12 protein-coding genes and 1 tRNA gene are annotated in these 14740 nt (G+C 74.6%); 8 read left to right on the plus strand and 5 right to left on the minus strand.

Annotated elements, in window-relative coordinates:
- The first annotated feature begins 47 nt into the window (after window positions 1-47).
- Window positions 48-752, plus strand: a complete 705-nt coding sequence (locus CCE02nite_RS07945; RefSeq protein ID WP_141389109.1) for a fasciclin domain-containing protein — start codon at window positions 48-50, stop codon at window positions 750-752.
- Window positions 753-910: 158 nt separating this feature from the next.
- Entirely contained in the window at window positions 911-2917 is a 2007-nt protein-coding gene (locus CCE02nite_RS07950; protein WP_141389110.1) for a cytochrome c biogenesis protein DipZ, read from the plus strand.
- Window positions 2918-2923: 6 nt separating this feature from the next.
- Here CCE02nite_RS07950 and CCE02nite_RS07955 read toward each other — a convergent pair whose 3' ends face one another.
- Complete coding sequence (locus CCE02nite_RS07955) at window positions 2924-4402, minus strand: DUF4232 domain-containing protein (protein ID WP_141389111.1); 1479 nt, start codon at window positions 4400-4402, stop codon at window positions 2924-2926.
- Between the two features lie 226 nt (window positions 4403-4628).
- On the opposite strand from CCE02nite_RS07955, the gene CCE02nite_RS07960 reads away from it, so the two are divergent.
- Window positions 4629-5369, plus strand: a complete 741-nt coding sequence (locus CCE02nite_RS07960) for a DUF2625 family protein (RefSeq protein ID WP_218027059.1) — start codon at window positions 4629-4631, stop codon at window positions 5367-5369.
- Window positions 5370-5373: 4 nt separating this feature from the next.
- Here CCE02nite_RS07960 and sigJ read toward each other — a convergent pair whose 3' ends face one another.
- Together sigJ and CCE02nite_RS07970 are read right to left on the minus strand one after the other, a co-directional pair.
- Entirely contained in the window at window positions 5374-6318 is a 945-nt protein-coding gene (gene sigJ, locus CCE02nite_RS07965; RefSeq protein ID WP_141389112.1) for an RNA polymerase sigma factor SigJ, read from the minus strand.
- Window positions 6315-7073 carry an SDR family oxidoreductase gene (locus CCE02nite_RS07970; protein ID WP_218027060.1) on the minus strand — a complete coding sequence of 253 codons (759 nt, stop codon included), beginning with the start codon at window positions 7071-7073 and terminating at the stop codon, window positions 6315-6317. Before CCE02nite_RS07970 ends, sigJ begins: the two co-directional genes overlap by 4 nt.
- Before the next feature lie 106 nt (window positions 7074-7179).
- On the opposite strand from CCE02nite_RS07970, the gene CCE02nite_RS07975 reads away from it, so the two are divergent.
- The 4 genes from CCE02nite_RS07975 to CCE02nite_RS07990 all read left to right on the plus strand — a co-directional run bounded on the left by CCE02nite_RS07975 (window position 7180) and on the right by CCE02nite_RS07990 (window position 11693).
- The gene (locus CCE02nite_RS07975; RefSeq protein WP_170227254.1) at window positions 7180-7911 is read left to right on the plus strand and encodes a GntR family transcriptional regulator; all 732 of its coding nucleotides are present in this window, start codon (window positions 7180-7182) and stop codon (window positions 7909-7911) included.
- Between the two features lie 29 nt (window positions 7912-7940).
- Window positions 7941-9557 (plus strand): MmgE/PrpD family protein, encoded by a 1617-nt coding sequence (locus CCE02nite_RS07980; protein ID WP_141389115.1) that lies wholly within the window; start codon window positions 7941-7943, stop codon window positions 9555-9557.
- Window positions 9557-10474 (plus strand): methylisocitrate lyase, encoded by a 918-nt coding sequence (gene prpB, locus CCE02nite_RS07985; protein ID WP_141389116.1) that lies wholly within the window; start codon window positions 9557-9559, stop codon window positions 10472-10474. The genes CCE02nite_RS07980 and prpB overlap by 1 nt, the downstream gene beginning before the upstream one ends.
- Before the next feature lie 82 nt (window positions 10475-10556).
- Window positions 10557-11693 carry a bifunctional 2-methylcitrate synthase/citrate synthase gene (locus CCE02nite_RS07990; RefSeq protein WP_141389117.1) on the plus strand — a complete coding sequence of 379 codons (1137 nt, stop codon included), beginning with the start codon at window positions 10557-10559 and terminating at the stop codon, window positions 11691-11693.
- A 510-nt stretch (window positions 11694-12203) separates the two neighbouring features.
- Here the strand turns inward: CCE02nite_RS07990 and CCE02nite_RS07995 are convergent.
- On the minus strand, window positions 12204-13436 hold the full coding sequence (locus CCE02nite_RS07995; protein ID WP_141389118.1) for an NAD(P)/FAD-dependent oxidoreductase: 1233 nt from the start codon (window positions 13434-13436) through the stop codon (window positions 12204-12206).
- Window positions 13437-13703: 267 nt separating this feature from the next.
- On the opposite strand from CCE02nite_RS07995, the gene CCE02nite_RS08000 reads away from it, so the two are divergent.
- A complete protein-coding gene (locus CCE02nite_RS08000) occupies window positions 13704-14528 on the plus strand; it encodes a bestrophin-like domain (protein ID WP_141389119.1) in 825 nt (274 codons plus the stop codon).
- A gap of 78 nt (window positions 14529-14606) precedes the next feature.
- Here the strand turns inward: CCE02nite_RS08000 and CCE02nite_RS08005 are convergent.
- A tRNA-Pro gene (locus CCE02nite_RS08005) sits at window positions 14607-14683 on the minus strand.
- Between the last annotated feature and the right edge of the window lie 57 nt (window positions 14684-14740).

Consider the following 14740-nt stretch of genomic DNA (forward strand, 5'->3'; position numbering starts at 1 on the left):
CGGCATGACGCCCCGCACCGGCGGGGCGACGACCCGAGGAGAGTCCGATGAACGTTCGCACCCGCACGTCGTACGCCGTCGCCGGCATCGCCACGCTCGCCGTGCTCGGCCTGTCCGCGTGCAGCTCCGACTCGGACACGGGGGCCGACTCGACGACGGCCGACTCCCAGGCCGAGGACACCATGACGGACGACTCGACGTCCGACGACATGACCGACGACTCGACCGAGGGCTCGGACGACATGGCGGCCGACCCCGCCGCGAACCTCGTGGGCCCCGGCTGCGCCGCCTACGCGGAGCAGGTCCCCGACGGCGCCGGGTCGATCACCGGGATGTCGACGGACCCCGTCGCCGTGGCGGCGTCGAACAACCCGCTGCTGACCACGCTCACCGCGGCCGTCTCGGGTGAGCTCAACCCGGACGTCAACCTCGTCGACACGCTCAACGGCGACGAGTTCACCGTGTTCGCCCCCGTCGACGACGCGTTCGCGAAGATCGACGCCGCGACGCTCGACTCGCTGAAGACGGACTCCGACACGCTGACGAAGATCCTCACGTACCACGTGGTGCCCGGCCAGCTCACGCCCGACCAGGTCGTCGGGGAGCACGAGACCGTCGAGGGCGGCACGGTCGAGGTGACCGGCTCGGGCGACGAGCTCATGGTCAACGACGCGGCCGTCGTGTGCGGTGGCGTGATGACGCAGAACGCGACCGTGTACCTCGTCGACTCGGTGCTCATGCCGACCATGTGACCCTCCCGGCGCGTCCAGGAGTGGGCGCGCGGTGGACCCGTGACAGCCGGGTCCCGACGGCCCCGACCGGACGGTCGGGGCCGTCGTCGTGCGTCCGGCGACGTCCCCTCGGCGCGCGGTGGACCCATCCGCGACGGCCGCCGGTCCGAACCCCGGGCATGGAGACGCTCATCGTCATCGGCCTGCTCGGGGGACTCATCACGGGGATCTCGCCGTGCATCCTGCCGATGCTCCCCGTCATCTTCTTCGCGGGCGGCGTGCAGGGCGCGCGCACGGGGCAGACGCCGTCGGCCGCCGCGGAGCCCGGGACGGGCGGCGTCTCCCCGGGGCTGTTCGCGGGCGTCCCTGACGCGGTCCGCGTCGGCGGCCGCCCCGCCGCGGGGCCGCGCGGCCGGGGCGGCGCGCGGGAGGCCGCCGGGGCGCGGGAGGTCACGGCCCGGCCGACGCGCGGCGGGACGCTCGCCCTCGACCTGTCGACGGGGGACGAGCCGCGGCCCGTCGCCCCGGCCGACGGCGGGACCGGGCGCCGCGCGTCCCGGCGACCGGCGCGCCCCGCGGGCCGCTCGTGGCGCCCCTATCTCGTCATCGCGGGCCTGGTCCTCAGCTTCAGCGTCTTCACGCTCCTCGGCTCCCTCCTGCTGACCGCGCTCGGGCTCCCGCAGGACCTGCTGCGCTGGGCGGGCATCGTGCTCCTCGTCGCGATCGGCGTGGGGATGATCGTGCCGCGCGTCGAGGAGGTCCTGGAGCGGCCCTTCCGGCGGATCGCGGCGCTCGGGGCACGACGCGGCGCCGCCCGCCAGGACCGCGGGGCGTTCGTGCTCGGCCTCGGCCTCGGCGTGCTGTACGTGCCGTGCGCCGGGCCCGTCCTCGCGGCGATCACCGTGGCCGGGGCGACGGGGAACATCGGCCCGGGCACCGTCGCCCTCACGGTGTCGTTCGCGGTCGGGGCGGCGATCCCGCTCCTGGTCTTCGCGCTCGCGGGGCGACGCGTCGCGGAGCGGGTCCGCGGGTTCCAGCGGCACACGCGCGGCATCCGCGTCACGGGCGGCGTCGTGATGATCGCGCTCGCGGGCGCGCTCGCGCTCAACCTCCCCGCCGCCCTCCAGCGTGCCCTGCCCGACTACACGGGCGCGCTCCAGCAGCGGGTCGACGAGAACGACGCCGTGCGCGAGGCGCTCGACCTCGGCGGGCTCGTCACCGACGAGAACCGCGAGCTGTCGAACTGCTCGAACGGCGCGCCCGTGCTGGAGGACTGCGGCACCGCCCCGGAGCTGCGCGGGATCGACACGTGGCTCAACACCCCGGACGGCGAGGCGCTGACGCTCGACGGGCTGCGGGGCAAGGTCGTGCTCGTCGACTTCTGGACCTACTCCTGCATCAACTGCCAGCGCGCGATCCCGCACGTCAACGCCTGGTACGACCGCTACCGCGACGTCGGCGCGGGGTTCGAGGTGATCGGGGTCCACACGCCCGAGTTCGCGTTCGAGCGCGAGACGCGCAACGTCGTCGCGGGCGCGCAGGACCTCGGCGTCACCTACCCCGTGGCCCAGGACAACGCCTACGCGACCTGGACCGCCTACCGGAACCGCTACTGGCCCGCGCAGTACCTCGTCGACGCCGACGGGACCGTGCGCCACATCCGGTTCGGCGAGGGCGGCTACGAGGACACCGAGCGCCTCGTCCGCGAGCTCCTCGAGGACGCGAACCCGGGCGTCGAGCTGCCCGAGCCCACCGCCGTCGGCGACGCCACGCCACGGGACGAGACGACGCCGGAGACCTACTTCTCCATCAAGCGCGTCGTCAACTACGCCGGCGAGCCGCGCTACGCCGCGGGGCAGCAGGACTTCACGCTCGCCGACGACCAGCGGCAGGACACGTTCTCGCTCGGCGGCACGTGGGACGTCGACTTCCAGGGCGCGACCGCGGTGTCCGACGACGCGCGCGTGCGCCTCGCGTACCGCTCGACCGACGTCTTCGCGGTGCTCGGCGGCGAGGGCACGGTGACGGCCCGCGTCACGACCGACGGGCGGACCACGACCCGCAAGATCGACGTGTCGGGAAGCCCGACGCTCTACCCCGTCCTGGAGGGCGACGGCCCGACGGAAGGGCTCGTCGAGCTCGACGTCCCCGCCGGCGTGCAGGTGTTCACCGCGACGTTCGGCTGACGCGGGTCAGCTCGCGAGCTCCCGCGCGGGTGTCCACGACCCGATCGTCGCGGTCCCGCCGCCGAGCAGGTCGAGCCCGTCCCCGACGCCGGGGATCCCCACGAGCCCGACGACGGACTCGGGGTCGCCCGGGTGCGGGGCCACGAGCAGCGTCGTGACGAGCGGCGGGTCGTCGGCCGTCGACCCGCCGCGCCACGAGAGCGCGGCCCAGGCGGTGGCGCCCGGAGCGAGCGTGAGCGGGGCGAGGCCGTCGTCGTCCGGTTCGAGGAGCACGTCCGTCTCCGCGCCGTCGTCGGCGACGAAGCGGACGGCGGGCGCGCCCGCGAGGACGCACTCCGCGGCGCCGTCGTTGCGGGCAGTGACGGTGAGGAACCGGCGCCCCGCCGCGGCGTCGAACCCCAGCGCACCGAGCGCGAGGTCGTCGGGCGCGCACGCGCCCGCGGGGCGAGCCGCGGCCGTCGGCTCGACCCCCGCGACGAACCCGGAGCGCGTCGCGGACGCGCCGCCATCGGTCGAGCCGTGGACCTGGTACGCGAGCGCCGGGCCGGGGTAGGCCGCGCCGTCGAGCACGCGCGCGACCACGGCCGCGTCGCCCGAGGTGACCACCGTGAGCAGGGGGTCCTGCGGGAACGTGTCGCGCACGGCGTCGTGCACGACCTGCGTCACGCCGGGCTCCGCCGCGACGTCGACCAGGAGCGTGAGCAGGGCGTCGTCGGGGACGGTCAGCCCGTCGCCGTCGTAGGTGCCGACGCCGGAGCCGCCCACCCCGAGGCTCGTCAGCCCGCGGCCTTCGGCCCGAACCAGCGCGGCGACGGGGACGAGGTCGTCGGCCGAGCGGACGTCGACCGAGGCGGCGCCGGGGGCGAGATACACGCGCCGCACGGAGTCGTGGGCGACGAGGCGCACCGCGTCGGCGACGGCGTCGGCCCCGAGGAGGTCGGGGCGCGGCTCCCCGGTGGCCGGGTCGACGCCGGGGACGGTGGCCGCTCCCGGGCCGTGCTCGACGGCGAGCGTCCCGCCGCCGGCGCCCGTGCCCTCGACCCGGACCGACCACGCGCCGCCGCCGGGCACCGCGGCGACGATCGCGCTCGCGTCCATGGCGGTGCGCTGCGCGACCTCGGGAGACGGGAGCGGAGTCACGAGCGTGATCTCGGCCGACGTGCCCACCCGCCCGTTCGTCTGCACGTCCTCGACGCCCGGGAGGGCGAGGAGGAGCGCGATCGTGGCCTCCGTCCCCTGTTCCGGATCGCCCGGCCCGGGCGACGTCGCCGTCGATCCGTCCGGTGGTGACGACGGGAGCGCGGCCGGGCCGTCCGCCACGGCGGCGTCGAGGACCGCGGGGGCGAGGAGCGCGGCGACGACCGCGAGGCCCACGCCGGCGACCGACGCGACGACGGCGACCGCGCTCCGCGGGACCCGGCATGCGCTCGCGGGTCGAGGTCCGTCGGTGCTGTCCGCCGTCGGTACGGTGCGCTCGTCGTCCACGGCCGTGACGCTACCCACGGGGACGACCCGGGGTGACCGCGCCGACGTGGTCTGCGCGGGCTCGCCGCCGAGTCTTCACACCCAGACCGTGACGGCCAGGACGATCGGTGGCCGGTCGTGTCGCAGGAGCCCTTCCGAATCGGTCTTTCAGCCCATCGGGGGACCTGCCGGGCGCCGTTCTATAGCAGGACTCCTGGATGCCGGCAACATCTGGCATGATCCGGCCATGACAGTGAGGACGGCAGCGGAGCTGGCGGCGGTCGACGACCCCGCCTGGCCGACGCTCTCCCGCATGCTCGGGCGCGGAGGCGTGGCTGTCGTGCCGGCCCCGGCGTGGTCGCTCGAGGTCCTCTTCCGGCTCCAGGTCACCGTCCGCTCGACGCTGGGTGCGCTCGCGCTGCACACCGGCGGGGTGCTCGTCGACGGCGGGTGGCTACGGATCATCGGCGGGGGCGGGGCCGGGCTGCCCGACCTCGCGACCGTCAACGGGCTCGGCGAGCCGGGCGACGACAGCGTCGCGCCGTCGGTCCTCGTCGTCGCGTACGACGTGCTCGGCGGCACGTTCGCGATCAACGGCGGCGGCCTCCCGGGCCAGCTCGGCAACGTCAACTACTTCGCGCCCGACTCGCTCACGTGGGTGGACCTCGGGTTCGGCCAGGCCGCGTTCCTCGAGTGGGCGGTGAGCGGCGGGACGACGGAGTTCTACGCCTCCGTCCGGTGGCCCGGCTGGTACGACGAGATCGGGGCGGTCCGCCTCGACGAGGGGCTGAGCCTCTACCCGCCGCTGTGGTCGGAGGAGGGGCGCGACGTCGCGCGGTCGTCGCGCACCCCCGTCCCGCTCGGCGAGCTGGTCGACTGGCACTTCGAGATGGCCGAGCGCATGACGCCGGTGGACGACTACGTGCGCGACGCCGACGAGCACCTCGACGGCTACGGCGCATGGCCCGCCGAGGACTACCGGCCGTAGCCCGTCAGGGCCACCACGGACCGGGGTCGTCGAGCAGGCCCGGTGGCACCGTGCCCAGCTTGTCGGGGTTCCGCACGATGTCGAGCGCCGCGATGCGGCCGTCGGCGAGCGTGAACGCCAGGACCGTGAGCACCCCCGAGCCGTCCACGAGGGCGAGGCCGGGACTGCCGTTGACGTCGACGGCCCCCGCGCCGCGCGGCGGGTTGCGGAGGTAGGAGAGCAGGACCTCCCCGACGGTCTGCGCGCCCTGGACGGGGTGCCGCAGCGCGCGGACCTTGCCGCCGCCGTCGCCCCGGAGCATCACGTCGGGGTCGAGCAGCCCGAGCAGCGTCGGCAGGTCGTCGCCCGCGCACGCCGCGACGAACGCCTCGACGACGCGCTCCTGCTCGGCGCGCGACGTCCGCCCGCGCGGCCGTCCCGCCTCCACGTCCTTGCGGGCGCGCGACGCGAGCTGGCGCACCGCCGCGGGGGAGCGCCCGACGACGTCGCCCACCTCCTCGAACGGCAGCCCGAAGACGTCGTGCAGGACGAACGCGACGCGCTGCGCGGGGGAGAGCCGCTCGAGCACGACGAGCAGCGCCATGCTCACCTCCTCGTCGAGCGTGGCGCGGTCGGCGGGATCGGCGGCCCCCTCCGTCGTCGCGGCGGACGACGCGACGGGGGACCGCGAACCGGGCGCGGTGACGACGGGTTCGGGCAGCCACGTCCCGACGTAGTGCTCGCGCCGCACGCGCGCGCTGCCGAGCACGTCGAGCGCGAGGCGCCCGACCGTCGTCGTGAGCCACGCCGCGAGGTTGCGGATCGACGCCGGGTCCTGGGTGCGCAGGCGCAGCCACGCGTCCTGCACGCAGTCCTCGGCGTCCGACCACGAGCCCGTGGTCGCGTAGGCGAGGCGCAGGAGGCGCGGGCGCTCGGCCTCGAAGGCGTGCGCGAGGTCGTCGGTGCTCATCGCGCGGCCGTCGACGCGGCGGGCTGCGCGGCGAGCCAGCCGGCGAACGTCGTCGTGCCGCGCGCGTCCGGGTGCGGGTCCGTGAGGCCGCCCGCGCGCAGCGCACGCCCGAGCCGCCCGGGCAGCGGCACCCGCACGGGGAGCGCCCGCGAGCCGGTGGCCGCACGCCAGGCGCGCGCCGCGTCCCGCACGTCCAGAACTTCCGGCCCGGCGACGGTCGTGGTCGAGCGGAGCGGCTCGCGCTCCGCGGCGTCGGCGACGGCAGAGGCCGCGTCCCGTGCCGCGACGGGCTGGACCGGCGCGCGCAGCAGCGGCACGACACCGCGCCGCGCGGCACCGGCGAGCGTCCCGGCGACGAACTCGTGGAACTGCGTCACCGCGACGACCGTCCACGGGACGTCGCCGACGGCGACCGCCCGCTCCTGCTCGACCTTCACGCCGTAGTAGGCCATCGGCACATCGTGGCACCCCACGATCGAGACGAGCACGTGGTGCCGCACCCCGGCGTCGTGCTCGGCCGCCAGGAGCCGCCGCGTCCCGTCGACGAGCGTCGCCCGCGCGACCGCCGTGGACGACGACGCGTTGCTCGCGTCCACCACGACGTCCACCCCGTCGAGCGCGGCGGTCAGACCGGCGCCCGTCGTGAGGTCGACCGGGTAGCGCTCCGCGTGCCGGCTCAGCGCGCGCACCTCGTGCCCGCGCGCGGTCAGCTCCGCGACGACGTGCCGGCCGATCGTCCCTGTCCCACCTGTCACTGCGATCCTCATGCCCGTACGACGCCGCAGCGGCCCGGGATGTGACACGGTCACCCACGACCGAAACTTGTATACAAGTGCGCAGTACGTGTGGCACGATGGCCGGGTGACGACGACGCCCGACCTGCGCGCCGCCGTCGGACAGGCCGCGACGGCCCCCGGCGACGCGGGGCTCGCGCGCCGTCAGTCCGGCGCCCGCGCGGTCTACGACCTCCTCCGCGGCCGCATCATCGACGGCTCGCTCGCACCCGACGGCCGCCTCACCGAGCCCGTGCTGTCCGCCGAGCTCGGCGTCTCCCGGACCCCGGTGCGCGAGGCGTTGCGCATGCTCCAGGCGGAGGCGCTCGTCGTCGAGCTGCCGACCGGGGGAGTGCGCGTCGCGCCGCTCGACGTCGCGGACGCCCGTCGCGTCTACGACGTGCGCGCCCGTCTCGAAGGGCTGCTCGCCCGGGACGCGTGCGAGCGCGCCACGCCCGACGACGTCGCCCGCCTCGCGCGCCTCGTGACGCTCATGGACGCGGTCCGCGACCACGAGGACGAGGTGCTGCGCGTCGGCGCCCAGTTCCACGGCGAGATCGAGACGCTCGCCGACAACCGCTGGGGGTCGGCGCTCCTGCGCCAGATCCGCGGCCACGTCGACCGGTACCGCGCGCTCGCGGCGCGCCGCCGCGTCGGCACCACCGACCACGTCGACGAGCACCGCGCCGTCGCCGACGCGATCGCGAGCCGCGACCCCGCCGCGGCCGAGGCCGCGATGCGCACCCACATCGAGCGCAGCGCGGCCCTCGCCGAGCAGTCCCTGCGCGGCGTGGGGTCGGCGACCGACGACCTCCCCTGACCACCGCCCACCGCACGACGGAGACACCGATGCCGTACACCCACCACCTGCGCGTCTACCCCAGCGCGGAGCCGCTCGACCGCACCGACCAGCTCGCGTGGAAGCTCGCCGAGCTCGCGACGGACCCGGTCGAGGTCACGCCCGAGGTCGTCGACATGGTGATCAACCGCGTCATCGACAACGCGGCCGTCGCCGCGGCCAGCCTCACGCGCGGTCCGGCCGTCGCGGCGCGCGGCCAGGCGCTCGCGCACCCCTACACGCCGGGCGCGACAGTGTTCGGCTGCGGCCTCACCACCCGCACGAGCCCCGAGTGGGCGGCCTGGGCGAACGGCGTCGCGGTCCGCGAGCTCGACTTCCACGACACGTTCCTCGCCGCCGAGTACTCCCACCCGGGCGACAACATCCCGCCGATCCTCGCCGTCGCGCAGCACGCCGGGTCCGACGGCGCCGCGGTCGTGCGGGCGATCGCGACCGGCTACGAGGTCCAGGTCGACCTCGTCCGCGCGATCAGCCTCCACCAGCACAAGATCGACCACGTCGCGCACCTCGGGCCGTCGGCCGCCGCGGGCATCGGGACGCTCCTCGGCCTCGACACCGAGACCGTGTTCCAGGCCATCGGCCAGGCCCTGCACACGACGACGGCCACGCGCCAGTCCCGCAAGGGCCAGATCTCCACGTGGAAGGCGCACGCCCCGGCGTTCGCGGGCAAGGTCGCGGTCGAGGCCGTCGACCGGGCGATGCGCGGGCAGACGTCGCCCGAGCCGATCTACGAGGGCGAGGACGGCGTCGTCGCGTGGCTGCTCGACGGTCCGGACGCGGCGTACGACGTCGTGCTCCCGGCCCCGGGCGAGCCCAAGACCGCGATCCTCGACACGTACACCAAGGAGCACTCGGCCGAGTACCAGTCGCAGGCGCTCATCGACCTCGCCCGCGCGCTGCACGACGAGCACCCGTGGCTCGCCGACCCCGAGAACGTCACGTCGATCGTCATCCACACGAGCCACCACACGCACTACGTCATCGGCTCCGGCGCGAACGACCCGCAGAAGTACGACCCGACCGCGTCGCGCGAGACGCTCGACCACTCGATCCCCTACATCTTCGCCGTCGCGCTCCAGGACGGCGGCTGGCACCACGTCGACTCGTACACGCCCGAGCGCGCGGGTCGCGAGGACACGGTCGCGCTGTGGGCCAAGGTCACCACGGCCGAGGACCCGGAGTGGACGCGCCGTTACCACTCGACCGACCCGGCCGAGAAGGCGTTCGGCGGTCGCGTCGAGATCGAGCTGGCCGACGGCGGCCGCCTCGTCCGCGAGATCGCCGTCGCCGACGCGCACCCGCTCGGCGCGCGGCCGTTCGGCCGCGAGCAGTACGTGAAGAAGTTCCGCACGCTCGCAGCCGGCGTCCTCGAGGACGCCGAGATCGAGCGCTTCCTCGACCTCGCGCAGCGGCTCCCGTCGCTCACGCCGGCCGAGGTCCGCGAGCTGACGATCGTCGGCCGCCCCGGCCTGCTCGACTCCGTGCCGACGCCGACCGGGCTCTTCGAGCTCGGGCGCGATGACGACGGCGCCGCGCCCGCGGAGTTCGAGGGTGACGGGTTCACCATGCACGAGGCCGACGAGACGACCGAGGGAGAGGCGCGCTGATGCTGTACAGCCAGGTGACGCCGTCGGACAAGCGGCGCGCGTTCCGCGCGGCGCTCGACGCCGCGGCGACCACGGGGGAGCCGCTGCGGCTCCCGGGCGCGTTCAACCCGCTGTCCGCGCGACTCGTCCAGGACAAGGGGTTCGAGGGCGTGTACGTGTCGGGGGCCGTGCTGTCGGCGGACCTCGGCCTGCCCGACATCGGCCTCACGACCCTCACGGAGGTCGCGGGGCGCTCGCAGCAGATCGCGCGCGTCACCGACCTGCCCGCGCTCGTCGACGCCGACACCGGGTTCGGCGAGCCGATGAACGTCGCGCGCACCGTCCAGGCGCTCGAGGACGCGGGCGTCGCGGGCGCGCACGTCGAGGACCAGGTCAACCCCAAGCGGTGCGGCCACCTCGACGGCAAGGAGGTCGTCGGGCTCGACGAGGCGGCCAAGCGCGTCCGTGCCGCCGCCGACGCGCGCCGCGACCCGGGCTTCCTGATCATGGCGCGCACCGACGTGCGCGGCACGATCCCCGGCGACGCCGGGCTGCGCGCCGCGATCGACCGCGCGAAGGCGCTCGTCGACGCCGGTGCCGACGCGATCTTCCCCGAGGCGATGAAGGACCTGTCGGAGTTCGAGGCCGTCGCGTCCGCCGTCGACGTCCCCGTGCTCGCCAACATGACCGAGTTCGGCAAGTCCGAGCTCTTCACGCGCCGCCAGCTCGGCGACGCCGGCGTCCGGCTGATCATCTACCCCGTCACGCTCCTGCGCGTCGCGATGGGCGCGACCGAGCGCGCGCTCGACGAGATCGCCGAGACCGGCACCCAGGCCGGCCAGGTCGAGGGCATGCAGACGCGCGCGCGCCTCTACGAGCTGCTCGACTACGCCGCCTACAACACGTTCGACGAGGGCATCTTCACCTACCGGCCCTGACGACCCGCCGGTGCCACGCCCGCTCCACCCGGCCGTGGCACCGGCACCTCCCGCGACCCGTGCTGCACGAAGGAGTGACCGCATGACCACCCCCACCGCACCGACCACCGACGCACCCGAGATCCGCAAGGGCCTCGCGGGCGTCGTCGTCGACGTCACCGCGATCTCCAAGGTCAACCCCGAGACGAACTCGCTCCTCTACCGCGGCTACCCGGTGCAGGACCTCGCCGCACGCCGCAGCTTCGAGGAGGTCGCCTACCTCCTGTGGCACGGCGAGCTCCCCACGCCCGAGCAGCTCGCCGAGCAGACCGCCGTCGAGCGCGCGCATCGTGCGCTACCCGGCAACGTGCGCAACGCGATCCTCGAGCTCCCGACGACGTGCCACCCGATGGACGTGTGCCGCACCGCGATCTCCCAGCTCGGCGCGCACGACCCCGACGCCGAGGACTCCTCGCCCGAGGCCGAGCAGGCCAAGGCGCTGCGCCTGTGGGCCGTGCTGCCCGCCGCCGTCGCGCTCGACCAGCGCCGCCGCCGCGGGCAGCAGATCGTCGAGCCGCGCGACGACCTGTCCTACGCCGAGAACTTCCTGTGGATGACGTTCGGCGAGGAGCCCGAGCCCGCCGTCGTGCGCGCGTTCGAGGTCTCGATGGTGCTGTACGCGGAGCACTCGTTCAACGCGTCGACCTTCACCGCGCGCGTCATCACGTCGACGCTGTCCGACCTGCACTCCGCGGTGACGGGCGCCGTCGGCGCGCTCAAGGGCCCGCTCCACGGCGGCGCCAACGAGGCGGTCATGGCGACGTTCGCCGAGATCGGGACCGCCGACCGCGCCGAGGCCTGGCTCGACGACGCGCTCGCGCACAAGCGCAAGATCATGGGGTTCGGGCACCGCGTCTACAAGCACGGCGACTCGCGGGTCCCCACCATGCGCGCGACGCTCGACGACCTCGTCGAGCACTACGGCCGCCAGGACCTGCTCGACCTGTACACCGCGCTCGAGGCCGCGATGACCGAGCGCAAGAACATCCTCCCGAACCTCGACTACCCGGCGGGTCCCGCGTACCACCTCATGGGCTTCGACACGCAGATCTTCACCCCGCTGTTCGTCGCGTCGCGCGTGGTGGGCTGGACCGCGCACGTCATGGAGCAGCGCGCCGCCAACGCCCTCATCCGCCCGCTCAGCGAGTACGTCGGCCCCGCCCAGCGCGACCTCCCCTGACGCCGAGGGAGAGACCCTGGTCCGCCGAGGTAGACCCGTGGTTGCGCGAGGTAGAGCCGTGGTTGCGCGAGGTAGAGCCGTGGTTGCGCGAGGTAGAGCCGTGGTCTGCCGAGGTAGAGCCGTGGTCTGCCGAGGTAGAGCCGTGGTTGCGCGAGGTAGAGCCGTGGTTCTTGGGTTCGACGGCGTGTGGTAGCCCTGGGTGGGTGGTGGTGCCGCGTCTACCATCCGCCGCTCGTTCCTCACGGCTCCCGCCAGGCCCGCCACGACGCGGCACCACCGCCCCGCCCGGCGTCGTCTCGCCCTGGTCTGTGTTCGCCTCGCGTGACTGCGGGCGGTGCCGGTCGGTTCGCGCCGTGCGGTGTGGGCGCGGGTCGGCGGGTCGCGACGGGAGATCCGGCTGGGGCGGTGGACCCGTCGCTGTCGGGCATGACCACGGCTCTACCTCGGCCGACCACGGCTCTACCTCGGCCGACCACGGCTCTACCTCGTCGGGTCAGACGGCTCTCTCATTCAGCCGACGAACGACTCCAGCTCGGCGCGGTCGACGGCGTCGCGGTGGATCAGCGCCTTGACGTCCTCCATGCGGTCCCAGACGTTGACGGCCATGCCCGCCTCGACGCGGCCGTCCTTGACCCAGAACGCGACGAGCTCGCGGTCGGGGACGGAGCCGGAGACCACGACCTCGTCGTAGGCGTCGGGCCCGGCGACGAAGCCGAGATACTCCATGCCGACGTCGTACTGGTCGGAGAAGAAGTACGGCAGCTCGGGGTAGGGGTCGGTCGAGCCGAGCATCGCGCGTGCCGCGTGCGGGCCCTGGTTGAGCGCCGTCGCCCAGTGCTCGACGCGGACCGACCGCCCGTAGCGCGCGGTCGGCACGCTCGCGATGTCTCCGGCGACGAAGACGTCGGGGTCGGTGGTCTGGAGCGTCGCGGAGGCGACGACGCCGCCCGTCGCGGAGTCGAGCGCGAGGCCCGCGTCGCGGGCGAGCGTGACGTTCGGGACCGCGCCCACGGCGACGAGCACGAGGTCGGCGTCGACGTGGGTCCCGTCGGCGATGTCGACGCCTGTCGCGCGGCCGCCCGAGCCCGAGATACCCGTGACCTGGGCGCGGCGGTGGAGGTGGACGCCGTGGTCGGTGTGGACCTGCCCGTACAGCTCGCCCATCTCCGGGCCGAGGACGCGCTCGAGCGGGTGCGTGCCGAGCCCGATCACCGTGACGTCGAGCCCGAGCGAGCGGGCCGACGCCGCGACCTCGAGCCCGATCCAGCCGTCGCCGACGATCGCGAGCCGCCCCGCACCGTCGTCGTGGGCGGCGCGCAGCGCGGCGGCGAGCGCGTCGCTGTCGTCGAGCGTGCGCAGCTCGTGGACGCCGTCCAGGTCCAGGCCGGGCAGCGGGATCCGGCGCGGGTCCGAGCCGGTCGCGAGCAGCAGCTTCTCGTAGGGCAGCGCCCGGCCGTCCGCGAGGGACACGTTCCGCCCGGCGAGGTCGACGGCGGTCGCCTCGGCCCCGGTGAGGAGCTCGACGTCGTGGTCGGCGTACCAGTCGGCCGCGAGCGGGAACACCGTGTCGCGCTCGGCCTCGCCGCGCAGGTAGTCCTTGGACAGCGGCGGCCGCTCGTACGGTCGGTGCGGCTCGCGCGCGACGACGGTCAGCCCGCCGTCGTAGCCCTCGTCGCGCAGGGTCTCGACCGCCTTCGCCGCGGCGAGCCCTCCTCCGACGACGACGTGACGACCAGCGCTCATGGCGACCTCCGCGGTGACTCGGGCGCCCGGGGCTCGGGCGGACGGCCCCAGTCTCGCGCGATCTCGTGCGCGGTGCGAGGTGCGGCGGCAGGTGCCGGTACGTCCTCGGGACGGCGCACGCCACGGACGCCACGCCACGGACCCCACGCCACGTCGCGGTGGCGTTCATGCGTTTCGCGTGACGACCCCGTGCGGTGTCCACGGGCAGGCTGACCAGGACAGCACCCGCCGTGCACCGTGCGGCGGTCCCCGCGCGGAGGAGGTGCCGTGAGCATCGTCGTCGGCGCGATCGTGACCGTCGCCGTCGTCGCGGTGGCCGTCGCGACGATGCTGCTCGTCCGGCGACGCGCACCGGCCGGGAGCCGGTTCAGCGACGGCGACCGGGCGTCCGGGGTCTTCGGCGTGGTCGCCACCGGCTTCTCGGTGCTCCTGGGCTTCATCGTCTTCCTCGCGTTCGAGTCGTACGACGAGGCGCGGAGCGGCGCCGAGTCGGAGGCGCGGATCGTCGTGCAGCAGCTCGAGACCGCGCAGTTCCTCGCCCCCGAGGACGCGGCGCGGCTCTCCGGCGAGCTCGTCTGCTACGCCCGGTACGTCGTCGCGAACGAGTGGGAGCAGATGGCGGACGGCGAGCTCGGCGAGGCGGTGAACCCGTGGGGGGTCGCCCTCTACCGCACCGTCCGCGACGTCGTCCCCGCGTCGGACACCCAGCAGTCCGCCTACGACCGGTGGATGGACCAGACCGCGGCCCGCGAGGACGCCCGCCAGTCCCGCGTCCACGGTGCGGAGGGTCTGATCCCCCTCCCGCTGTGGCTGGTGCTCTTCGTCGTCTCCGGGACCGTCTTCGTCTTCCTGCTGTTCTTCGCCGACCCGGCGGAGCGCGCCGCGACGCAGGGTCTCCTCATGGGCAGCGTCACGCTCGTCGTCACGCTCCTGCTGTGCCTGCTCGCGTTCTTCGACCACCCGCACGGGCACGAGGTGGGCAAGCTGCGCCCGACGGCGATGGAGCGCGCCCTCGTCCTCCTGGACGGGGAGGCGGACGCCGCGGGAGTGGCGATCGACCCGCCGTGCGACGACTCGGGGACGGCGCCCTAGCCTGCGGGTCACACGTGCCGACACCCGCCTCCCGACATGACGAAGGCCCGGAATCGTAATGATTCCGGGCCTTCTGCCTGGTCGGGGTGACAGGATTTGAACCTGCGACCTCTTCGTCCCGAACGAAGCGCGCTACCAAGCTGCGCCACACCCCGGTTGCTCGTCCGCGCGATGGTCGACGAGGAGACCTCGTCTTCCGCGCGGGAAGCCTG

It is taken from the genome of Cellulosimicrobium cellulans (assembly GCF_006539945.1).
In the GTDB taxonomy this organism is placed as follows: domain Bacteria; phylum Actinomycetota; class Actinomycetes; order Actinomycetales; family Cellulomonadaceae; genus Cellulosimicrobium; species Cellulosimicrobium cellulans.